Raw genomic sequence first — 21,385 nt, 5'->3', positions numbered from 1 at the left:
GAAGGGCCGGTAGCAAATCAGCGCTGCCGGCCCTTCCCCCATGCAACTCGCTGGCTTACCCGTGCCTTGCCACATCCTGGCACGACGCCGCGTCCGCCCACCTTACATCTCTTTCTGTCAGATCATGAAGCTACTTACCCGCGCGCTCGTGGCGGCCAGTGCCGCCGTCTCTCTGTCTGGCCTTGCGGCCTGTAGTCAGAAGGCACTCGACTATCGCAATGCGCAAATCGTCAACGGCAAGTTCTACGCTGGCGACGCCAATGAAGCATTCTCGGGCCAGCTCACGAACGTCCCGAGTGGCGTCATTCTGGGACCCCAGCAGGGATTCAGAAACGCTGTGGTCACGCTCGAAAAAACGCTGCCGTCACTCACGCTCGACTATGTGCGCGCCGTCGGAATCGACAACTTCCCGACCGACCCGCGTATTCCCGTGCCGGTGTATTGCGACACCCAGGTGAAAAATGGCTACCTGGACGGAAAGGTCACCTGTAAAGCAGCCAATACAGAAAATGTTCTGCTGACCATGACGTTCTCCGGCGGCGCGCTTGACGGAGACCTCGAGTCGCACGCACCGGACGACACCAGCCGTCTGTTCGCTAAGATCACATTCAGCAACGGGCAGCCGGATCGCCGCATGGAGGTCTACAGTCCGGCTACGCATCGTCTCGTCCACACGATGACCTGGAACAACGGCGTGCTCAGCGGCGATGAGGAAGGCTTCGATGAGAACACCGGGAACCGGGTGCTTCAGGCGTCGCTCGTCGACGGGAAATACGACGGCGCAATGGCCGCCTACGCGCCGGACGGTAGGCAGGTGATCTACCGGGTCTCTTACGCAAACGGACTGAAGCAGGGAGTCGAAGAAGCCTTCGATCCACAGACAGGGAAAGCGACCGGCAACGCCAGCTACGTGGATGGCAAGCTTAATGGGACCGTCAGGAGATGGGACGCCAGCGGCAAACTGATTTACGAAAAAGACTACCAGGCTGGTCAGGAGTTGCCGGACAGTGACGCAATCAGTTCGTGCCTTGATCGCAAATATACAGCGTTCAATGTGTTCGGCAGAGGTGAGAACGTTAATGCCGCCATGAGAGACGAATGGGAAGCGGCTTGCAGGGAAGCGTCCGGCGCGGGTACATCGCAAGTAACGTCAACCGTAGAGCCGGCCCACACGTCGCCGGGCGGCACGGATGCTTGTGTCTCCAGATGGACCGTCGCGTATCACCACGAAAACGGTGACGACTCGATCGTCACTGCGGATCAGCTCGGCGAATGGCGGTCGTGGTGCGAACACGGAAAGCCGGCGCCCTGACCCACCACGACATCACGGCACATGGCTGGTCCGCTGCTCCCCCAAGTCACATCCATCCACCTGGCACCATCTCACCGACGAGTCGGGACACATGCCCATCCCCCGGCAGGAGATCACTATGAACAACCCGTTAAATCCCGGCTACCTTACCGAAGACGACCTGTCCCAGATCGGTTTCCCATCTGTGGGAAGCAATGTGCCTATAGCACGCAACTGCATCGTCATAGGCGTCGACAATATAACGTTCGAGAGCAACGTACGCATTGATGGACCGACGGTCCTGTCGGCATCGGGCGGCCACATCCAAATCGGTTCGCATGTGCATATCGGCGGCATGCGCTTTCTGGCGGGCGGTGGAGGCATCGTTCTGGAAGATTTCTCCGGACTCTCACAGGGTGTTCGCATCTACAGCGCTTCCGATGATTACTCCAGTGCGGCACTCACCAATCCGACTGTGCCCCGTCGCTATCTGAACGTGAAGGTGTTGATTTGCACTGGAAACTGACCCACTTTTTGCATCTAAAATTGACCCACCCCTGATGCTGATAAACATCAATCTGGTGCGTCGATTTCCTCCTCTTTTTGTCGTTTGGGTGAGCTTTTACGGGTTGCAGCCCGCGAAGCGGGCTGCCCCGCCGTACTGTTTTTGAAGCGCCAGGAATCGTTGCCTGTTTCCACTATATGGCAGTGGTGGGTGAGCCGGTCAAGCAGCGCAGTTGTCATCTTCGCGTCGCCGAAGACGTTCGACCATTCAGTGAAGCTCAGATTGGTTGTAACGAGAACGCTCGTACGCTCGTAAAGTTTCGAGAGCAGATGGAACAGCAGTGCACCGCCCGTTTGAGTGAACGGGAGATAGCCCAACTCGTCCAGAACAATGGCGTCGACATACATGAGACGATTTGCCAGTTGCCCTGGTTTGCCGGCTGCCTTCTCGGCTTCAAGCTGGTTGACGAGTTCAACCGTAGTGAAGAACCGGACCCGCTTTGCATGATTCTGTATCGCGTCGATACCGATGGACGTCGCCAGGTGCGTCTTTCCTGTGCCAGGTCCACCGATGAACACTACGTTCTGCGCGGACTCGCAGAAGCGGACAGTGTGGAGCTCTCGCACAAGAGTTTCATCGACGCTAGCCTGCTCGAAGTCGAAGCCGGCAAGGTCACGGTGCGCGGGGAAGCGTGCGGCGGCCATCTGGTAGTTGATTGACCGAACCTGCCGTTCAGCCGTTTCTGCTTTCAGCAGCATCTGCATGAATTTCTCCGGTTCAAAGTCACTGTGTCGTGCCTGTGCTACCAGTTCGGGCCACGCCTGCGCCATTCCGTGAAGCTTTAGCGCCTTGAGAAGTGCGGCAGTTTCATTCGACACGACCATCCTCCTCGTCGCGCATTACGCGCAGTCGTTCATAACGGTAGACGTCTGCAAGCGGTTCGACCTTGAGCGTTATTGCTGTCCTCACCCCGTCGCCCGATTGAGCCGACTGGCTTTTCAGTCGGGCAAGGATGTTCAGGACATGGTCTCCGCTGGGACGTCCGGACTCGAGCGCAAGCTCGACGGCAACCAGCACGGCCTCCAGGCCATGAACGGGGGTGGCCGCCAGGACCTGGACCATTACGCGGTCGCCACCGGTCTGCCTTAGTAGGTGTCTCTGCAGGCGAAGCATCGGTTCTGGCATCGTCAGGAACGGCGCGCCGTTTCTCAAAGAGCCGGGCTTTCGTTCCACCAAAGCGATGTAGTGCCGCCAGTCATAAAAGGTTTGGTAGCGGTCGAAGCTGCGGGGGTGGCGGGCAATTTCGATGCCGTCAGCCACCAGGCTGATGTAGGTCGGATAGCTACGCAGGCTAACAATATGATGTGCAAACTCCGTCGGCACGCTATAACGGTTCCGGTCGAGATGTACCAGACTCGTCGGCGAGACGCGCACGGGTTTCTCAATGTAGCCATCAAACGGCTTTGGAACCTGCATCAGCCGAGGGCGTTCATCCGCGAGGGCGTCTTCCACACTGAGCTCAGGCCATTGCGGATGTCTCAGTTGCTTCCAGGCCTGTTGGCAGCGTTCTGCCAGCCATATGTTCAGGACCTCAAGCGATTCCCACCGGATACCGATTGCATCGTGCCAAATCTGCCGGCGGCGGTCCTGGACATTCTTTTCAACGATGCCTTTCTCCCAGCCAGCGGCCCGGTTGCAGAACTCAGGCTCGAACAGGTAGTGGCCGCACATCGCGTGGAAGCGCGCATTGATAGCTCGCTCCTTACCCGGGCCAACCTTGTCGACGGCAGTCTTCATATTGTCGTAGATGCCGCGCCGGGGAATGCCGCCTAACGCGACGAATGCTCGTGCGTGGGCGTCGAACAGCATCTCATGGCTTTGGGTCGGATAGGCCACAAGCCAGAAGGCACGACTCGCGGCGAGCTTCATGTGTGCGACCTCTACGCGTCGTCTGAGTCCACCGATGAAGACATACTCGCAACTCCAGTCGAACTGGAATGCTTCACCATACTCAAAGGCGAGCGGCACAAAGGCGCCACGCTGCGCTCCGGAATCGCGCTCCTTCTTCCAGTTGCGCACAAAGGCAGACACGCGGTCGTAGCTCCCGTCGTAGCCAGCCGCCCGTAAATCCTCATACATCTGCGTTGCCGAGCGCCGTTCCCGTCTTGTACGCCTCGTATCGGCGACCAGCCATAGTCGCAGTTGCTCTGACCACGGGTCGACGACGCTGTTGCTGATGCGCTTAGCGAATTTCGGCTCGCTTTCCGACGGTTCGCGCAACCATCGTCGAATAGTGTTTCTCGAAAGCCCTGTCTGTCTTGCAATGTCCCGGAGCGGGACGCCATCGCGGAAATGCATCCGCCGAATTTTGGCCAACATGCTCACGGTTATCACTCCGTTCTCCTGCTTGGCGTCCAAGCAGGCAGTTGAACATGTGGGTCAATTTTCGATGCAAATTTCTAGCGGAAGTGGGTCAGTTTTATGCGCGTATCAACACGTGAAGGTTGCGCCAGTGCACTTGGGACGCCATGTGATCGTCGGCTCAGGCAGTGTCATCTTGCCGGGTTGCGCGCTTGGCGAAGGGGTGTCGGTCGGTGCAATGTCGCTCGTAACCAAGACGCTCAAGCCGCGGGGGGGTGTATTTTGGGGCGCCTGCGCGGCGTATAAAACCCCGCTCGAAAGACCTTTTGCGCCTCGAAGATGAGTTGCGAAGCGGTGAAGCCAGCAGCTCGCAGAGATGACCGTTTGCGCGCAATCCGGTCGGGGCATTCAAGTCGGAAAGCGGCAGCTCTAGCACGGACAGTGGCAACACCCCGCGCAGCCGGATCGACTTGGCTAGGACATGACAGGTGCGCCCCGGTGGGTGCACCTACTCGTTCGGAGTCTTTTTTTTCTCCGCTGGCGCTGAAAATTCGAGGAAGGCGGCATGATGCGTCGTTACACTAAGTCGTGGATTTGCGCAGCCCGCAACGTATCAGCACCAATTTCGAGACGGCGCGCAAGATCTTGCCAGGACTCGTCGATAACCCACGCCATACCGAAGAGTTCCTTCTGGTTGAAAGCATGTGTGGCCTCGTCCAGTTCACCGGCGTCCGCCTGTGCTTCAATGAAACGCTCCATCCGAGCAAGCGCAGTCTTCAGAATAATCAGAGAGCGAACGGCCTCGGCCGAGCCCAAGTCATGAAGCGGGATGCTTTCCGTGGAAGCGAAGGCACTCCGATATACGGGACCGTTCTGATCAATCCAGTTGATTTTAAACTGTTGGCCGCTCAACGCTCCCGCCAACTTGGAAACATTCATGGCCTGATCGCAAGCACTTTTAGCGACCGCAGCGTACGCATCGAGTCGTCGTTTGAGGGAAGCGATCTCCGATTCACGGGCGGCCCTCAACGCCGACGCAGACTGGCGTTCTCCAATCCAGTACGCGCCAAGAATTGCAGCAACCGAACCGATCGCCTGCATCCAGCTCGCCATTGCGTCGGCCCTGTAGGGCTGCGTCCCGGCAGAAGTCGCGCCGAAGTGAGCGATCAGCACAACGGCAACTATTGCGCCAAAAGCACCAAGTACGGCCTTCCAGTTAGACATTCGCCCTACCCCGTTGGAATTTTGACGAATGCTAGCACGACGATCTGCGTGAATTCCGGGCTTTTCGGCGCTCGGTCCGCTGGTATCCAGGTGGAATGACTTCTAAGGATGGGGCGTGCTTGGCCGTTACTACAACGAGATCGAACCACACGCCGTGCAGTGGATACGGAATTTAGTCACAGACAGTCACGTTACACCGGGAGAGGTTGATGGACGATCAAATGAAGGTGGCTGCATATCATGCGCCATACTGGCGTCAGCGAAACCGTTCGCTTTGGCATGCCGCTGCGTGACGTGCAGAGTTTTCACGCCACTCACGCTTCGCGACCACTGAATATTGGGTGACGCGCACTGAGGACGAAATCGCAGACGAGATCAACCGTATTCAATATCTGGGGGCTTTGCCGAAAACATGATTGCCAAACCGAACGCAGACAAGAACAAGAGGAAAACGCTGAAGACCGGCTGCTGGTATGTCGACAACGACGTCGCCCCGGAAAATGTGAAACCGCTTCTGTGGAAGTGGCAGTCGGGGCGGTATGGTGTTGAACACACAGGGGACAACAAGCAAGTGACGTTTAGGCCGTGGGAGAAACAAGAAGCTCACTTCGCCCTGCGTCCCAATACACTCAGTGAGTCCTTTGAACTTCAATATCCGTCATTCGTCGGCGCCGCTAACAAAATGCATGACGCATTGTGCAATTTTCTGCGCAACAAAAAAAAGACCTATGCGGAACTGCTCGCCGAGTTGACCGGCACGAAGGCATTAAAAAATTATCCTTTGTGGCTCCTCGAGGCAGTCGCCAGAAGTGCCATCGCCGAAAAACACTTCATCAGATTCAGTCGCAGCTCTCCTGCGTTGTTTAAGCTGAGCCCCGCAATTCTCGCTGCGGAGGATGGTAGACTTTTCGCCGGTAGCTTTGGGTCGGAACTCACCGCACTCAGCGAGCGAATCGGTCTACCGTTGTCACAACCCCACAAATGGCGAATACAGGGAAGGCCTCCTGCGAAATTTGCTGCGCAAACATCTCCCTGAGCGTTACCACGTCGCCACCGGTTTCATTCACAAGTGTCCCAAACAGATTGACATACTGATCTATGATCGTCTTGAGTACGCCCCATTGTTTCGTGAAGGCGATCTTGTCGTGATCGACGCTAGCGCGGTGCGTGCTGTCATCGAAGTCAAGACAGATCTCGGCAGTAACGCGACCCTTAAAGACTGCCTCGACACAATGGGAAAAGTCAGCGCCCTGGACGACTGCAGACCACCGTTCTTCAAGGGTATATTTGCGTTTAAGGCGTCCCTCCAGAATCCCCAGGATCACGTTGCGAAACAATTTTTAACTGGTCCGCACAACATCACGGAGATGTACCGACACATGACGAGCTTATGCGTTCTCGAAGAGACGTATCTGCAGATCGCGTATTCAGAGGTGACGAGGCCTGAGAAGCCTTCAGATGAAGAAGTTGTAAGGCGTATCGTACCGCGTCTACGCCCCTACATCAGCAAGACCGAACTCAAGATACAGGCGGGCCTCTTCCTTGATGAACTTATGGTGCATCTACGTGTGGATAGTCTGAAGCCAGTTCCGAACCGCCAGATTCGCAGGCTCCTGCAGACTGATACGCGCTGGATGCACGGGAAGATTTTGACAGATCTGAATTGGGGGCCATACGCAGAAGCAGCAGCAGGCATTGCAAATGCCGCAGATGGCGTAGCCGAAATGGAGGAGCGATTCGCAAAGGTTGAGGATTGGCTGTCTGGCGAATCAGTGGACTTCACTTGATCCCGGCCATCCCCAAGGCGCGATACCGCTGCGGACCGTCAGTGCTGGCGTAACTGGTCAGTTTTCGAATTCCGACTGCAACCGACCTCGCTGGCCGGTTCTACGCTCTTCTCCGGGCCGCTGACAAAAATACATGGCGGATCTGATTGCTCGACCGAGAACACACAGCCCTCTACCGGCGTCACCGCCAGTCGGACAGACCTGCCCGGCTTCACCTTCGTCACAGGAACATCAACCTTTAGCATGACCTGTGAATAGTGAAGACGAACGGGACTCACGGACACGTACGTACCCATCAGGTTGAACGATTCGGGAAACTCGCGAGCATACGCGATCGCCAACGGGACGCCGGATTCGAGCGCGCTTTGTAATGCCGCTGCTTCCCCGTCGTTTTCCGGCATGACCCGACAATGACCCGGCGGCAATTCGGCCCCATGCCGCCTCGGGCGTTCGCACAAGAGCGACCACAGATTGAAAACCTGCTCGATCTCCGTTGCCCATACGGGTGAATCGTTGAAGAGCAGGTCGAGGTTCCATAACGCGAGCAGTTCGCGGACGCACTTGACGTACTTCAGAAACAGGTGCATTTCGTCGAGCGATTCCGGCGTCATGAGCCCCGGGCTACTGCCTGTCCACAATTCAACCCCTTCCACTTCCAGCGTCAGGGAAATCTCCCAACCCTCACGCAGCGCGTCGAAATAGCGATACAGTTTTTCAAAGTAAGGCAACTCGCGAACCGTGCGCCCTTGCCAGCTATCGCAGCAAAAATCAAAGTGGATGTCCTGCCTCTGCTGTTCATACTGGCTCTTGCGTTCGAACCGATAGCGCATGCTGTACAGTCCATTGAACGCCTGACCTTCAAACGTAAACGATTGACTGCCGCCAACGATCTCGCCGACAAAGTCGTCCATCACGAACACCGCCCGGGTCGCGTGATCATGCAGCAACACCTTTTGTGCCGCCTTGTGCCGCGCATGCGTGTCGAATGTGATCGTCCCCTCGCCCTGCGGCATCATGTCAAGTAGTGCGGAACCCTCCAGCCGCATGATCGAAGCATCCATTTCAACTCGCACGCCATGTTCTATCAACGCCCGCATTCTGGTCTGAAACTCGGTCTGGTGGGTCGACGCCACCTTCGCCGAAAACTGGACGGGTTCCTTTGCCCGAAAGACGATCTGCGTCGTGTTTCCTACCGCATTCACCTGAACTGCGAATCGTGGGTCGGCCTGCTCGAGTTCGCGCTCAGCCAGCCGTGCCATCTCGGCAACGGCGGTCGCCACGGAGCGGCCGAGTGGTGCCTTGAAGATTGCCGCGCGCATAAGCGCGACCTCCGCTGCCGCGATTGGCGTCTGGCCGTGTTCGCGATCCGCCGCCTCTTCGGCCTGACGCTTCCACTCCTTCAACATCGCCACGGTATAGCGCTCAGCATCCCGGTCGATCATCGTCGCGCAGTTCTGGCAAAGCCAGATGCCGTTATCAATGTCGCTGCGCTCGGCCGCCGTCATTGACGAATCGTAGCGCGCGGCTCCCGGGCCTGGTGCGGCCGCAGTGATGTGCGCAGCCTGACCGATGTTATTGACCTTGCGCCTGTCCGTCGTCGGGCCGGTTGTAGGCTTACGGCATGTCGGGTTTGAGCAATGCGTGCCCGCACGCATGCAAAGCGTCATCTTGTCCCTGGCGCTGAACTCATCTCTGTTACTTCTTGTCATGTGCCGGTCATTCCTCTTCGGCGAGTGCGGGTCGTTGTGCGTCGCCCAGTCTAGCGCCGATGCGGTGTAGACGCGAAGATCTGGCGGTTCGCGAACATGTGGGCTCGTAAACTCATTCAGCCGCCCTCGAATGTAGCCGGCCATAGCACAGTACTAACCCCGACACGACGATCCTAATAGTAATGACCCTATCGCTACGCTTGCAACGCGGGACTATCGAGCCCAGCGTAACTCCCTATAAACAAGCCCAAGCAATGCGATCGCGGCATCCGCATCAGCTTCGGTCGGCGGCACCGTTCCTCGCTTGATCTGCTCGGCCGACTTCCCACGTGAGTGCATCCGGGCAAGGATCAGGGCCGCGTTGCCAAGAACGTCCCGTCTTTCCGACAAAAAGAATTTACCCAGATCCGCCAGATCCTGGGCATTCGTCCCATTGCCGCCTCCCACGGCTTCACGCTCGGCATTCAGCGCCGCCGTGGCGGCCTCACGACACCTGTCGATAACGCTCTCCGCATCATCACGGAAAGCGGAACTGGCGGCCTTCTCGTACTGGTCGAGAACAACTCGCGTGTACGCCTCCGGAATCAGTGCAACGATCAGCTCCGGCAAGCCGCTCAAGCTAGGGCGCGTTCTAACGGTGATCAGCTCTTCCCCGGTTGCCAGCCTTTCGACATCGAGGACAGAATGCACCATCGCGCGATCACCGGCACCCATGACTAGTACGGCGTCGTACCGACTGGCCAGAAAATGGTCCGACGCATGCCACGACGTAAACGTGGCGAGTCGCGTGGGGATGAAACCGCTCGCGTCCGGATTCATGTGCACGCTCGGCCCACCCATATTGCTTTGCGCAGCAGTCGCATATGCCGGGTGGCGCTGCACACGCCAGACAGCGGGATTTTCGGCAGTGCGACGTATGTATAGCCTGCCGCGACGGACGCGCGCGACGGGATCAAACGAATCTTCCCGGAAAAGCATCGGCGCGCTCGCAAAACTCTGGCTGTACGGTTCCCGCTTCCAGTCGGCACGGCTGCCCACATGACTAGCAAGAGAAACGAAAGGGGATGGCCAGATTGCATGCCCGTAAAGGCTCGGTGAGCCTTCGTAGAAGAGCATGGTGCTCTCATCAATTCCGATATTTACATTGCTCACGCTGGCCTCTCTAAATACAGGATCACGGCAGTTTCGGGTGAAGCTACCAATATTGTTTTCATCACCTGATCCGATCATCCAGAGATCCTTGTCAAAAATCCTGTCACGAAACCAGGATTCTTTCATGATCTTCAGCGCTTCGGATCGCTCATCTCCATCCGGCACGATCGACCATTGGAGTGCATCGGCCAGCGCTGTCACGGCAGAACGGACAACCTTGGCCCGCATGACGTATTCCTCGTCCCACGCACGCGCAAAGTGAGTGTAGGAACCATTCACTCGCCAACCCCGTTTCCGTCTGAGCGAGTCCCGCCCCTGCGCAGCAGGTTCATCCACGTTCCTGTGTGGGGCGAAAGCATTGGCCAAAAGACCCGCTTGCTTCGCGGCAGGCACTCAGCTGTCGTTCGTCTAAGAATTTCGGTATCAGTGCTGCTTGATCCAGTTCTCGATCCGGTCAAGTGTGTCGCTAAAAGCTTCTTCTGCATCTTCGTACAGAGATGCTGAGCGCGGAATCGAATCCAGCTCGACAAGCGCCCATTCGAGAACGATGCATGTCAGCATCGGGAAGTAGTAGCGATACTGTTCCTTCTCGAAATCCAACATTCGCGTGAAGTTCGAGAGACGATGATGAAGGGGCGGATGGCGCTTCTGCACAAACGGCGTGCGTGTCTCCTCGCCTAGATACATGGTACTCAAGAGCGCGGACAGAATCGCCCAAGCTTTGCTAAGTTTTTCAGAGTCATCATCGGTAGACTCCACCAGGCTCGAAAAGGCAGCAACATCGGCATCTTGCTCAGCTTCGATAGCATCACAGTCGGGTGCGTTGGCTGGTACGAAGTCGAGGTGTCCGCCAGCAGCATGAGCGAACTCATGTCCCAACAAGAATGCGGTTGCTTGTTGGAACACCAAATTCGCTTTCTCGCCGTACCATCGTTCGATTTCACATGCGTAACTACGCGGGGACGGCAATTCTTGTGGCCACGGCGTGCATCGGGTCTGCAGTGACGCAGACCAATCTCGAAGTCGCAGTGCACGCCGCAAGACCGGATCGGAACTATCAACTTCGCCGACCCATTTGCCTTCGATGAGAGGTGTCTGGATACCACGCTCGTAGATCACCATCCACGAGTATGTGAAGGACCAAAGCAACTCCAAATGCTTCAAACTGATGTGCATCTCCGGCACATCCGTCTTGCCGCGCCTCTGGAGGAATGGGCCCTTGGGGGGGGCTGTGCTGTCATCGAAGTTCAATCCGATTTCGGGCGCAACCACTCCACTGGCAACTGCTTCCGCTAGTCGTGCTCCCGCATAGGGTGTTGCGTGCTCAAACGCCCAAGTCACGTTATGTTCAAGAGCGAGAACAGGTGAGTCGTGCTCGTTTCTCATGGGTAGCGAATGCTGAGTTTGGCAGCCAGTCCCGATTCTACGGCGGAACCCCGGGGACTCGCTAGTCACTAACTTAAGCGACTGCGCCTGGGTTTCTGGCCTGACAGAGACGGACGACGACCCTTTCAGGCCGACAATCCACAATTTCGCATTGGGTCATTGAAGACACTCAGTCACGACAACTCGCATTCAACGTCGCACCCCTTACAGTGGCATCGAAAGCTCATCCGCCCAAGTTCCGAAAGACTATATTCCGAGGTTCCGTCCTCTAAATTCCACGCAGGGTATTCGGAACACGAAAACTCATGGAGAAGAAGGAATTGAAGCGAGCAACTGGTCAGGATGGGCAACCTCACGCTTCAAGCGGTTCCATTCCTCCTTGAGTATCACAGATGCGAACGTTGAGGCATGCTGGACATCCGCGTCAATCGAGTCAAACTTAGCGTTGTGTCCGTATTGCTGAAGTTTAGCCGCTTCCGCAAGTTCATCCAGAGTAGCACGCATGTGGAAGAGCGCGCGCATCAAGTCCTGATGGGTGCCCTCAGCGAGGTTAAGGCGCATCCGAACGCGCAACAGGTGTTCACTGTGCTCGCGATCACGCGGCGCATTCAAGTTGATGAACACCCTGCGATGGTTTTCAACCTCCTCGATCTGATCGCGCGGATCTCTGTTGACCTCATCCAGAATTTCACCGGTGCAGGAGAACCAAGCTCGCCAAGCTTCGCTAATTTCCTGCCCGAGTGCAAGACATCGGGCCACGTCCGTGCGTAGTTCGTCTATCCACTTCTGGCGCTTGTCGGCGATGAAGGATGACGCCGTGCGCTCAGTCACCAAACGTTGCACGTCGATCGTGGCTCTGGCGTTCCTGCTGGTCAGGCGCGCACCCCACCATGCAACAATGACCTGGAGACTGACACCTGAAACGGACGCGATAACCTGCCAACCAGTAGCGTGTAGGATCATTTCTAGAACCGTGTGGTACCTAATAGGGCGAAGAGAAAGGCAACCGGTCATCGGCGATTTCACTCGACCTGCCGAGTGTCAGTGCAAGGGCCACTTGCCGGCGACAAACAAGGTTGCCCACGCTCCGACCGCTGTCAATGCGAGAACCAGCATCTTTTCTACCATACGAAATGCTACATCTCTTTGCGCCTTTTTATTGCGCATGTCACGGAAAGACAGCCACTGCCGGAAGGCATAAGCGCTATAGCTTCCGGTCGAGACAGTACTCGTCGCTACGCAATACTGGAAGAATGTTTTGAATGTCTTCCGAATGACCTTCTCAGTCAAATCATTCGGAAGCAAACCGAACTGCAACAGAATGTTGTCCTCTTTTGCCTTCGACAGATCGGATTTGTAGGGGAAAAGCAATATCGCAACTCTACCGCTCACATCTTGCGAAAAACAGAGTGCAGCGTCTGTCTCGTGCGCCGGCCGTGGCTCTTGCGCATTACCGTTTCTCATGAACTATCGCGTCACTTACGAGCACCGCCTGGCCAGTGCGTCGGACAACTTCATCGTGCAGGTTCCGTCTCAATTAGTCGAGGACGTACCCGCGAACATTCCCCGCGCGCTCGTTCAGGAATTCATCGCGGAGATGATTTTGAGCCGCTCGCCGCAGATAGGAAAAATCCGGAATCTACGAATCTTGTAGCGGGAGTACCCCGTTGCGCGTCCGGGCCAGCGGATTCTGCAGTGGCTCGGATAATTTCGTTCGGAAAGATCAAAAAGCGAGGAGCGCCATGTGGCGCCCCTCGCTTTTTGATGTCTCGTCATCTTTCTTTTTCACGCAACATGCATGCCGTACGCGTGTCCTCACGGCAACGGAGAAAAAAGCGATCGCGTCTCGCTATTTGAGAAGTTCATGTCACGGATTGCCTCTTTGCCAGAGCCATTGGCACTACTCAGGTTGCTGCGCCTGAGCAAGCGTCGACCAATCGCTTCCCCAAGATTGTTACGTGCACGGCAACCCATGCTGTTCCCCCACCTGCGGTCGCAAGCCCGGTAATAGCACCGAGGCGTCCCAGATTACCAAGTGAGAAAAGCACTTCATCAGACGGTTGCGTACGCGGCTGTTCCATGTTTTCGCCCCACACTGAGGCAGACGCCGGTAACTCGGCGGTGATAATTGCATCGTGTGGTCCCCTGCTAGTACGCTGGAGGCAAAAGAGCACTTGGGCATCAAAACTCGACATGTTCTCCAGCATGCTGACAAACACTCTATGCAGCGCAACTTCAGGTTCGACTGACGCATTCACCAATAGATGAGCCCACAGATCCTGCAAGTCGTCATCGTCCTCAATCGATGCAGCCTGGAGAAGCGGAACAGCAAACTTCAGCGGCACTCCATTAGGCGGCTCCTTCAGTCCCTGCTCTGCCAAAAACGTCGCTGCCCTCTGCATCAACCGTTGTTGCCGCTCCCACCGAGAGTATCGAAGCTTGTCGTCAAAGATACCGAGACCTTGCTCTATCGGCCCTCGTACATAATTCGCAATAAAGCCACCCATTTCCCTCGCGGCATCAATTCCCTTCCCCGTCGCTTTTGCGACCTCTTGAACTGCCTTGGCTGCCTCGGTAGTTGTTGTTATAGCGTTCGGGTCCATCGTATTGCTCCGTAGAAGAGGAAAGCTGAAAAGGCTAGCATGAGTGGCCGTGTTCACGTCGTCGCGAACAACTGATGGAAATTGAAACCGGTACACGCGTGTACTCAGCGAGCGCCGCCTCTCTTGCGCCCGCGAACCGGTTTGTCCATCATGTTCTTCAGCGTTATCGCCATCTCGATCAGTCCAAGCCTGTAACTATTCTTCCGCTGTTCTGCTGCCAAACCAAAAGCAGTGGCAACCGTCAAAACGGCGAGGGCAATCGCAAAGAAGATCAAACGGAGGACCAGCGGATTAGCCGGGTGACCCTGTGCAAACGCATCCTCGAGCCAGTGAGTTACACCCAGTTCCCTGGAGACGGCGAGCAAAACAGCCAGGAGAGGCAGAACAGGTGCCGCGCTTCCGAATACGTGAGCGATCCATTCGCCTGTGCGGGAATTCATTTGTCTGAGATAGCACTGAGCGTATTCCAAGGATCTGTCGGGTTGGTCGAGCAGAAATCGCACGTTATTTTCGTCGACCTCGAGCCGCCGTTGAGCCGTGGTCCTGGGGTTCGACTCTGCTCTCTCTCGAAGCGTAGTCTGCACCCCTACGACAAACTGGGCGATGAATGCAAGAAAGAGCAACGCCGATCCCAGCACGACGCCAATAACGGCGCCATCCGCGACGGCGCGGTTTAGCCCGCTCAGCGGACGAGTCGTTACGGTGATTTTTACTGCAAACAATGCAGCGGCTCCAATCAGGAAAAGCGCCCATCCGGTGAATGTGATCCTTCTCACTACCACTGGGTTCTGCGGCGCGTAGGGTTTGCATTTTTCTAAATGATCGAGGATCTTGTCGAGATTGTGCATTGTTGATAGCGTTGGCAAATGCGCGGCTACTTCTTGTGCGGCTCGCTGTACGTTGGCTGTTACTACCAACATCCTATTGCGCTAACCTCGCCGTCTCATTCAATCAATCGAACGAAAAAAAGGCCGGCAATACCACCACCGGCCATAAAGGGTTCCTAGCATGCCGACGAACAATTCGGGGGACGTGTTCCTCAGCATAGGATAGCGACGAACCTATTGCCCACGCCTCGTGCTGACGCCAGTTGCGCCACCTCGCGCGCGGCGTTCCGCTGACATGGAAAGAACGTTATCTGGCTTAGTCGCAAACGCCCCCATATCAAAGCGGGCCGATAGCAATTCATCCAGCAACGACGTTTGCACTTTCATTTCCTGAGCCAACGCGATGCGAGAAATGCCAAACGCTTCGCGTAACACCTGAATGCTGTCTACGATCAGGTCCGGCAGCTCAAGCGGCATGTCTTTATCTTCAAACTCGCCTCGTGCCTCGCCGCGTCGCGTCAGGCCGATCACACCGCTTCGATATTGCTCATCGGAAAACACGCCGAGCTGCCGTCCACGATAGAGGGTTGCTGCCTTCGACACGCCCCAGCGGGCCTTAATATCCGCCAGCCCCGACCAGTTCAGACGTGAACCGCGCAGCCCTGCCCGACACTCCACCGCAAAATATCGGCGCGGCATCAAAAAGGCGCTTGCGAACCGATTCGCCTGGGATTCGGTCACCTTGTCGCCCGTTTGCACGCCGATATGCAAGCAGAAGTGGCCGATCTCATGCGCGATTCCGAAACGGGCACGACACGATGATCGACCATCCGAATTCATCGCAATAACCGGCCGGCGCGTCGCAAACGAAATCGCGTCGATCTCGGGAGCCAATCCATTAATCGGCATAACGACGGCGCCTGCGTTTTCCGCAATATGCGTCATGTTCTGGATGGGTCCCAAGCCTAAGCCCCAATGTTCGCGCGCACGCTCTGCTGCCTGCTCGATCGCCTCCGCGGACGACGCGTCGCCTTCCTCAAAATCGTACCGAGGCAACTCCAAGTGCTCGTCCATCACGTTGATCATGCGCTTCAAAAACTCGCCGCGCGCACGCGCGCCTTGATGGAGAGCCACCTTGGTCGTCAGTTGCTTTCGGAAATGGCACTGCTCATCTGCGATAGGCATGGGATCCGGCTCGACGAAGAAATCCGGCAAGACCGCGAGCCGATCACAAAGCCGGGTGACGAGCGTCGACGCCGGCACATCAACGCCCGATTCTAGGCGACTGAGAAATTGTTTCGAGCAACCGATCTGATCACCCAGTTCCTGCTGCGACAAGCCATGAAACAAACGTGCGGTACGCAGATTTGAACCAATAAAGGTCATGGCGCTTCAGGCGTTGAGGTCTTGTCGGATTCGATGCGCTTGGGGCCAACCGGCGCCTTGCCAACGTCTTTCGCCGGCGGCGTATTGGCGGAAACGGCATGAAGTGTCTTCATGCCATCCGAGGTCCACCGGCATTTCACAGCGCCATACAAATCCTCGCCAACAAAGACCACGCGCGGATCGTCCGACTCAGCGTAACCGCCATCGAGAATGAAACAGAATTTGCATGGGACACCGCTCTCCACTTCATCGAAGAACGACTGCTGAATGGGCGTCGCTTCGAGAACCGCGGGTTTGGTCGGATTAGCTGGATCGTCCGTTGCAAAACGACACGGAATGCCGTCGATCGTAAAAATGAGGTCATTACCCGCGTGCCGCAACTGCAACCATTCATATTGGCCTGACAACGCAACCGACTTGAGTCGGTTCTTCTGACGGGCAAAACGGGTCGTGCCACGGGAATACCCATCGTCGTACTCGCTTTGAAGGTCAGTCAACGTCGTGAAATGCTCGTCGATCAGGATGTCCGCGATAACACCAAGGCAATCGGAACGAAGAGCGGGATGAAACACTTCCGGAAGCGGCAGATTCATTAGCGCTGACCTTTAAAATGTGCAAATTCAGAAAAACGTCAACCGGATTTTTGTGCAAAATCCGAAATCCGTCAACTGAAATCTGCATCCTTGTGCGGAGCCATCATCAAATCACCCCGAACCCGCAGTAGCGCCGAGGTCGCTTATCGCATGCAATCGGACATCACGGGTCAATCCCGCTGCTGACGACCGCGAAGCCTCTCTTTGGCCTCAAAAAGAGCATCGCTTAAACTGTCGCATCAAGACAGGCTGATCGCGAACTGTGGATGCAAGGTAGCGTACAAGCGAACACGGAGAGGAAGCGAAATGGATGCCAGAAAAATCATTTCGAGATCCATCTGGCACGTGATCCACGTGCCACCTTGGCGGTAGAAATACAGTTCATACGTTTCTACTCTCGCTCGGACTGGCTCCGGGAAAGTTGACTCAGCGAACATCTGGAACCGGCATCCCTCCGATGCGTGGCACAAGGATGGCAATCACCACATGGCACTCTGGCTGCCGTCGCGAATCGCGTTTGTGCAAGGAAGAGAACCACTCCAGCGCGGCTGGGAATTCTTGCCGGCGAAGGCGTTCTCGCCACGGCTTACGTCTACGACACGAGTCCTTTCTTCTCGGAGATTTACGCCGATGCAGTGTCCTATCGAGAGATGGGAACGGACAGGAAACTTGGCCCTGTCAATAGCGAACGATTGGCCGCGCTTTTCGAGATCGGGCGATTGATGCACGAGAAAGGCTTCCCGCATTTCGCGAAAGTGTCCCCGTTACACGGGGTGAGCCTTGTATCAGCAGATATATTCCGGGAGCCTCAGGAAATCATTTTCAAAACTGGGTAGGCGCGTGGCGAGCCACCGCCCGCGTAGGCGGAGAAGATTACGCGGTCGCCCGTGGCGAGCTTCGGCGGCGGCCCGAAGACGCTGTCCATGTGGAAGAACACGTCACGTCCTTCGCTGTTGATGAAGCCATAGCTGTCGTAGTCGACTCGCCTGACCACTCCCTCTCCCCGCTGCGTGACGGTATAGCAGAGAAGTCCGCAGCGCCGAACCAGATCGTCGGCGGTGGGCCGCTCGGCCGGGTTCTTCCGCAGACAGGCAAAAGTCATATCGAGAAGCTCACGCGCAAGCGGCTCGAACTGCGGGTTACGCACCACGAACACTGGAACATCCGGTTGCGCCGCAGCTAGGATTTTCTGCACCGCCTTTAAACCTGAACCGAAGGGTTGCTGCCCCGTGAGCAGATGAAACATCATCGCTCCCAGCGACCATACGTCCGCCTTCTGAGTAACCTCCTTTGGCGTATCGATGGCCTCCGGGGCCATGTAAGGGAGCGCACCCACAGCCGTCTGTGAGGTTGTGAGGGTCTGGTCTCCGCCTTCAGCCGCCTCGGCGAGCTCCTCCTCGGCCATCTTGGCAATCCCGAAGTCGGTGATCTTGAGTTCGCTCAGCGAGTAACCACCCACAACCATAACGTTGGTAGGTTTAAGGTCGCGGTGAATCACGCCCGCGTGATGAGCAGCCGCCAACCCTTTGGCCATATGGTGAAAGACTTTCGCTACGAGGTAGGGGTCTAGGAACACGGTCTTGCGCAGAAGTGCTTTGCTCAGATCGGAGCCGACGATGAGTTCCTCGATGAGATAGCGGCTCTCGCCCTCCCTTACGTAGTCAAGCGTCTTGGCTACGTTGGGGTGATTGACCTTTGCTGCTACCACAGCACTACGGCGGAAACGCTTGATAGCGGACTTGTTCTTGGGCGTCTTGAGGGCGACGATCCGGCTGGACAATTGATCCTTAGCCGCGTACACGAACTGCATGCCGCCTTCGTCTATGTAGCGCTCGATCTGGTAGCGCCCACCTATGACGTCTCCTGCTGAGAGTGGACCGCTCATAGCACAATCTCCGGATGAGAGATGTCAAAAGTAATGAAGCGCCGCTCGTTGCTGCGACGGTGATTGCCACCCAAAGCCACCACACACGCGCCGGGCAGCGTGGAGCCGGCGACCACAACCAGGTTGTTGATCTGAACTTCGCCAGAGACACTGTCGACGACGAACGCGAGCCCGTCGTAGCGGATGGCGATCTTCGCAATATCGCCGAAGCTCAGGCTGACAGACCGATTGTCGGCACCAAGGACCGACGCCTTGCCTTGGTAGACCACCAAGGCTCTATGCCTATCAAAGAGAATGTGCCGGGCCAGCGCATCGCGCACCTCTCGCATCGGCGGACGCTTCGCCGGCTCAGGCGCGATGCATGCATCGAGAAGCCATGTGATCTCGTCCGCGATCATGAACGGAAGCGAGCCCAAATGGCTAACCAAACCAGTAATAGGCGGCTGCTTTAGCATATCGGTCGGCAAACCGCCGGTAGCCAAATACACAGCAGTCGCGCCGAATGCATACGTATCCACCGCTTTGGTAAAGCTAAAGGGATTCGCGTAGAGTTCAGGAGCGGCAAAGCCTCTCGTACCGACGAAGCTCTTGGTCTTCGCACTGGGACCATCGTCTCGTGCCAAGCCAAAATCGAAGATCTTGATCACCCCTTCAGGGTCCGTCTTCATGTTGTTCGGCTTGATGTCGCGGTGGATCACCCCAAGATCGTGGATGTCCGATATGCCCGCGGAGATTTGCCAGAGCTGCCTGTAGTAGTCGGTAGCGGTCGCGGGAATCTGATGGGATTGGAAGAGATCTTTGCCGTCGATGAATTCCTGGACAATTCCGATCTCGTCGACATCAGCTTGTAACACGTCGTATACCTGAACGACATGTTTCGAACGCAGTTTGAGAAGCGCTGAAACTTCGTCGTCCATACGCCGCTTGTGAGTGGCGCTGCTTATGAACTTGATGGCCACAGGGCGCTCCAGGATTGTGTCCTGGCAGACAATCACGCTACCCATCCCGCCTGACATCGCATGGCCGGAGGAAACATAGCGGTCGGGGATAGCGCGCATGATTAGGGCTTCTTGTGTGGAAACTCGATGGACAATTGCGGAGCTTCGCCCTCATGGCCGTCCTCGGGGCCACCTTCAATCTTGACGCCTTTGACCTTAGCCTTGCGGCGGCTTCCGCTTTTCTGCCTAGATGGCTTGCCCTTGGCCGCAGTGCCGACGGAACGCTCCTCCATTGGTAGCTCGCCCTCTGCCTCCGGGTTGCCCGCAGCCGAGGTATCCTGGGGACTAGATTCCGGTGCTCCCGCTTTAAGGTTTGCTGAAATTGACGACGGTCCGTTTGTCCGGTAGCTGCGACCACGATCAAACATCACGCAAAGATCACCAAAAGGATCCCAAACTTCAAAGGCCGACTCGACCTGAGCACCAGGGTCTGCAGAAAGCGCGTCTACGCTGAGAGCAACCACTGAGGCGTTATCAGGCCCGCCCAACATCTTGGCAAGATCCATGAAGCGGCGAGCACATACCCCTATGTCTGCGGCAAAGTGCGCCACCTTACCCAGGTAATCGGCATCGATGAAATGTACACCGTCGGTAGTGAGAAGTAGCGTGCCAGATAGATCCCAAGGGACGAACTCGATGTGCGGCTCAAGCGCATCGCCAACGCCTACAAACTGGAGCAGCTCGGACCTCCTTCCGCCGTCGATCGGCTTTCCGAGCTGGCCATCAAGCGTGTCATCCCGGGAAAGCTGCGTCATCTTTCCTTCGGCTACGTGATAAACCCTGCTATCGCCGATACTGAGCCACACGGCTCGATGGCCCTTGGCAAGTAGAATGGCCGCCAGAGTGGAACCACCATCTCCCCCTTGGAGCGTATGCACGACTCGATTCGCCCGTAGCGAGGCCCGACGTAGCCAGTCCTTAGGTTCGACGGTGTGCTGCGCCTCGGAAATCACCGTGTCAATGAAGGTCGCCAAGGTTAGCGACGCACATTCCGCGCCATGCCTCATGCCGCCGATGCCATCTGCCAATACGGCCAGGATAAAAGGTGCCCCGCTACGGTCGCTTCCCCGCACAAGGGCAACTCGATCCTGATTCTCCGCGCGCACAACACCGACGTCGCTCGCTACGGCCGCGTTCAGCGGCGCCACGCGACGCACGGCGCTGGGTGCAGTGCGTCTCATGAACCAGGTCGTCAATTTAGCGGCCGGCGTTTGGAGTTGGGTCGACATCAGGTTTGGCTCTTCTAACTTCGCGAGTCGCGGCATGGGGTCAAAGCCCCGATGATAGCGCCCCGTCGGAAGGCGTGCCAGAACGACCGCGGTTTCTTCGTTCTGCTACGCCGCTCATGACTGACAGCCAGGAAGCCGCCCTATTCGTCGTTGGCTTTGCCGGCGTACGCTACTCATCGGCGCCACTCAGTTTCATTTCTTGCAATAGCACCGCCCACATTCTAGCGTAGCGCCTTTGCCGCGCTTTACGAAGGTCAAAGCACACTCCCGAGTAAAATCCGCTGAACATCGAACGACCACAATACGGGATCTCATGAACTATCGCGTCAGCTATCTAGCTGATCGTTTAGTAGATCGCTCCCGCAAACCACCAGCACCTTCACGCCCGAAATCCTCTCGCCCACTACAAACCACCCGCGATGAGACTGCGCTTCACCGGGTGATCGCTC

At 56.7% G+C, this 21,385-nt stretch carries 21 protein-coding genes; 6 read left to right on the top strand and 15 right to left on the bottom strand.

The window, feature by feature from the left end:
* Positions 1–124 precede the first annotated feature (124 nt).
* Both LFL96_RS01065 and LFL96_RS01060 read left to right on the top strand, forming a co-directional pair.
* Positions 125–1,312, top strand: coding sequence for a hypothetical protein (locus LFL96_RS01065; RefSeq protein ID WP_280997076.1), 1,188 nt, complete (start codon positions 125–127; stop codon positions 1,310–1,312).
* Between the two features lie 118 nt (positions 1,313–1,430).
* On the top strand, positions 1,431–1,817 hold the full coding sequence (locus LFL96_RS01060; protein ID WP_280997075.1) for a hypothetical protein: 387 nt from the start codon (positions 1,431–1,433) through the stop codon (positions 1,815–1,817).
* Positions 1,818–1,864: 47 nt separating this feature from the next.
* Here the strand turns inward: LFL96_RS01060 and istB are convergent, their stop codons facing one another.
* Together istB and istA are read right to left on the bottom strand one after the other, a co-directional pair.
* Entirely contained in the window at positions 1,865–2,680 is an 816-nt protein-coding gene (gene istB, locus LFL96_RS01055) for an IS21-like element helper ATPase IstB (RefSeq protein ID WP_280995363.1), read from the bottom strand.
* Positions 2,664–4,181, bottom strand: coding sequence for an IS21 family transposase (gene istA / locus LFL96_RS01050; protein ID WP_280996892.1), 1,518 nt, complete (start codon positions 4,179–4,181; stop codon positions 2,664–2,666). The genes istB and istA overlap by 17 nt, the downstream gene beginning before the upstream one ends.
* Between istA and LFL96_RS37030 the strand changes: the two genes are divergently transcribed.
* Positions 4,120–4,500, top strand: coding sequence for a hypothetical protein (locus LFL96_RS37030; protein WP_348638403.1), 381 nt, complete (start codon positions 4,120–4,122; stop codon positions 4,498–4,500). The genes istA and LFL96_RS37030 overlap by 62 nt on opposite strands.
* Before the next feature lie 233 nt (positions 4,501–4,733).
* Here LFL96_RS37030 and LFL96_RS01045 read toward each other — a convergent pair whose 3' ends face one another.
* Positions 4,734–5,381, bottom strand: coding sequence for a hypothetical protein (locus LFL96_RS01045; protein ID WP_280997074.1), 648 nt, complete (start codon positions 5,379–5,381; stop codon positions 4,734–4,736).
* Between the two features lie 412 nt (positions 5,382–5,793).
* Here LFL96_RS01045 and LFL96_RS01040 point away from each other — a divergent pair, with 412 nt between their 5' ends.
* Together LFL96_RS01040 and LFL96_RS01035 are read left to right on the top strand one after the other, a co-directional pair.
* On the top strand, positions 5,794–6,417 hold the full coding sequence (locus LFL96_RS01040) for a hypothetical protein (protein WP_280997073.1): 624 nt from the start codon (positions 5,794–5,796) through the stop codon (positions 6,415–6,417).
* Positions 6,395–7,168 (top strand): DUF6602 domain-containing protein, encoded by a 774-nt coding sequence (locus tag LFL96_RS01035; RefSeq protein ID WP_280997072.1) that lies wholly within the window; start codon positions 6,395–6,397, stop codon positions 7,166–7,168. The genes LFL96_RS01040 and LFL96_RS01035 overlap by 23 nt, the downstream gene beginning before the upstream one ends.
* Positions 7,169–7,206: 38 nt before the next feature.
* Here the strand turns inward: LFL96_RS01035 and LFL96_RS01030 are convergent, their stop codons facing one another.
* From LFL96_RS01030 to LFL96_RS01010, 5 genes are all read right to left on the bottom strand, one after another.
* Positions 7,207–8,877, bottom strand: a complete 1,671-nt coding sequence (locus LFL96_RS01030; RefSeq protein ID WP_280997071.1) for a hypothetical protein — start codon at positions 8,875–8,877, stop codon at positions 7,207–7,209.
* 213 nt (positions 8,878–9,090) lie between these two features.
* Complete coding sequence (locus LFL96_RS01025) at positions 9,091–10,308, bottom strand: hypothetical protein (RefSeq protein WP_280997070.1); 1,218 nt, start codon at positions 10,306–10,308, stop codon at positions 9,091–9,093.
* 144 nt (positions 10,309–10,452) lie between these two features.
* Positions 10,453–11,415, bottom strand: a complete 963-nt coding sequence (locus tag LFL96_RS01020) for a phage exclusion protein Lit family protein (RefSeq protein ID WP_280997069.1) — start codon at positions 11,413–11,415, stop codon at positions 10,453–10,455.
* Between the two features lie 303 nt (positions 11,416–11,718).
* Entirely contained in the window at positions 11,719–12,378 is a 660-nt protein-coding gene (locus LFL96_RS01015; RefSeq protein ID WP_280997068.1) for a hypothetical protein, read from the bottom strand.
* Positions 12,379–12,456: 78 nt separating this feature from the next.
* Entirely contained in the window at positions 12,457–12,879 is a 423-nt protein-coding gene (locus tag LFL96_RS01010) for a hypothetical protein (protein WP_280997067.1), read from the bottom strand.
* On the opposite strand from LFL96_RS01010, the gene LFL96_RS01005 reads away from it, so the two are divergent.
* On the top strand, positions 12,878–13,069 hold the full coding sequence (locus LFL96_RS01005) for a hypothetical protein (protein ID WP_280997066.1): 192 nt from the start codon (positions 12,878–12,880) through the stop codon (positions 13,067–13,069). The genes LFL96_RS01010 and LFL96_RS01005 overlap by 2 nt on opposite strands.
* A gap of 250 nt (positions 13,070–13,319) precedes the next feature.
* Here LFL96_RS01005 and LFL96_RS01000 read toward each other — a convergent pair whose 3' ends face one another.
* From LFL96_RS01000 to LFL96_RS00970, 7 genes are all read right to left on the bottom strand, one after another.
* Positions 13,320–14,018, bottom strand: coding sequence for an Abi-alpha family protein (locus LFL96_RS01000; RefSeq protein ID WP_280997065.1), 699 nt, complete (start codon positions 14,016–14,018; stop codon positions 13,320–13,322).
* Positions 14,019–14,122: 104 nt separating this feature from the next.
* Positions 14,123–14,866 carry a hypothetical protein gene (locus LFL96_RS00995; protein ID WP_280997064.1) on the bottom strand — a complete coding sequence of 248 codons (744 nt, stop codon included), beginning with the start codon at positions 14,864–14,866 and terminating at the stop codon, positions 14,123–14,125.
* A gap of 213 nt (positions 14,867–15,079) precedes the next feature.
* Positions 15,080–16,231 (bottom strand): XRE family transcriptional regulator, encoded by a 1,152-nt coding sequence (locus LFL96_RS00990; RefSeq protein ID WP_280997063.1) that lies wholly within the window; start codon positions 16,229–16,231, stop codon positions 15,080–15,082.
* Positions 16,228–16,824, bottom strand: coding sequence for a hypothetical protein (locus LFL96_RS00985; protein ID WP_280997062.1), 597 nt, complete (start codon positions 16,822–16,824; stop codon positions 16,228–16,230). Before LFL96_RS00985 ends, LFL96_RS00990 begins: the two co-directional genes overlap by 4 nt.
* A gap of 808 nt (positions 16,825–17,632) precedes the next feature.
* Positions 17,633–18,709: a protein kinase gene (locus LFL96_RS00980; protein ID WP_280997061.1), complete on the bottom strand. Its 1,077-nt coding sequence runs from the start codon at positions 18,707–18,709 to the stop codon at positions 17,633–17,635.
* Entirely contained in the window at positions 18,706–19,767 is a 1,062-nt protein-coding gene (locus LFL96_RS00975) for a serine/threonine-protein kinase (protein WP_280997060.1), read from the bottom strand. Before LFL96_RS00975 ends, LFL96_RS00980 begins: the two co-directional genes overlap by 4 nt.
* A gap of 2 nt (positions 19,768–19,769) precedes the next feature.
* Positions 19,770–20,936, bottom strand: a complete 1,167-nt coding sequence (locus LFL96_RS00970; RefSeq protein ID WP_280997059.1) for a PP2C family serine/threonine-protein phosphatase — start codon at positions 20,934–20,936, stop codon at positions 19,770–19,772.
* Positions 20,937–21,385 lie beyond the last annotated feature (449 nt).

It is taken from the genome of Paraburkholderia sp. D15 (assembly GCF_029910215.1).
Classification (GTDB): domain Bacteria; phylum Pseudomonadota; class Gammaproteobacteria; order Burkholderiales; family Burkholderiaceae; genus Paraburkholderia.
The sequence above is the reverse complement of the archived record's forward strand: the minus strand, read 5'-3'. Positions and strand labels throughout refer to the sequence as shown.

Coding starts and splice junctions, on each gene's coding strand:
- LFL96_RS01065 (WP_280997076.1), top strand. CDS start 125: ATGAAGCTACTTACCCGCGCGCTCGTGGCGGCCAGTGCCGCCGTCTCT.
- LFL96_RS01060 (WP_280997075.1), top strand. CDS start 1,431: ATGAACAACCCGTTAAATCCCGGCTACCTTACCGAAGACGACCTGTCC.
- istB (WP_280995363.1), bottom strand. CDS start 2,680: ATGGTCGTGTCGAATGAAACTGCCGCACTTCTCAAGGCGCTAAAGCTT.
- LFL96_RS37030 (WP_348638403.1), top strand. CDS start 4,120: ATGTCCCGGAGCGGGACGCCATCGCGGAAATGCATCCGCCGAATTTTG.
- LFL96_RS01045 (WP_280997074.1), bottom strand. CDS start 5,381: ATGTCTAACTGGAAGGCCGTACTTGGTGCTTTTGGCGCAATAGTTGCC.
- LFL96_RS01040 (WP_280997073.1), top strand. CDS start 5,794: ATGATTGCCAAACCGAACGCAGACAAGAACAAGAGGAAAACGCTGAAG.
- LFL96_RS01030 (WP_280997071.1), bottom strand. CDS start 8,877: ATGACAAGAAGTAACAGAGATGAGTTCAGCGCCAGGGACAAGATGACG.
- LFL96_RS01020 (WP_280997069.1), bottom strand. CDS start 11,415: ATGAGAAACGAGCACGACTCACCTGTTCTCGCTCTTGAACATAACGTG.
- LFL96_RS01015 (WP_280997068.1), bottom strand. CDS start 12,378: ATGATCCTACACGCTACTGGTTGGCAGGTTATCGCGTCCGTTTCAGGT.
- LFL96_RS01005 (WP_280997066.1), top strand. CDS start 12,878: ATGAACTATCGCGTCACTTACGAGCACCGCCTGGCCAGTGCGTCGGAC.
- LFL96_RS01010 (WP_280997067.1), bottom strand. CDS start 12,879: ATGAGAAACGGTAATGCGCAAGAGCCACGGCCGGCGCACGAGACAGAC.
- LFL96_RS01000 (WP_280997065.1), bottom strand. CDS start 14,018: ATGGACCCGAACGCTATAACAACAACTACCGAGGCAGCCAAGGCAGTT.
- LFL96_RS00995 (WP_280997064.1), bottom strand. CDS start 14,866: ATGCACAATCTCGACAAGATCCTCGATCATTTAGAAAAATGCAAACCC.
- LFL96_RS00990 (WP_280997063.1), bottom strand. CDS start 16,231: ATGACCTTTATTGGTTCAAATCTGCGTACCGCACGTTTGTTTCATGGC.
- LFL96_RS00985 (WP_280997062.1), bottom strand. CDS start 16,824: ATGAATCTGCCGCTTCCGGAAGTGTTTCATCCCGCTCTTCGTTCCGAT.
- LFL96_RS00980 (WP_280997061.1), bottom strand. CDS start 18,709: ATGAGCGGTCCACTCTCAGCAGGAGACGTCATAGGTGGGCGCTACCAG.
- LFL96_RS00975 (WP_280997060.1), bottom strand. CDS start 19,767: ATGCGCGCTATCCCCGACCGCTATGTTTCCTCCGGCCATGCGATGTCA.
- LFL96_RS00970 (WP_280997059.1), bottom strand. CDS start 20,936: ATGTCGACCCAACTCCAAACGCCGGCCGCTAAATTGACGACCTGGTTC.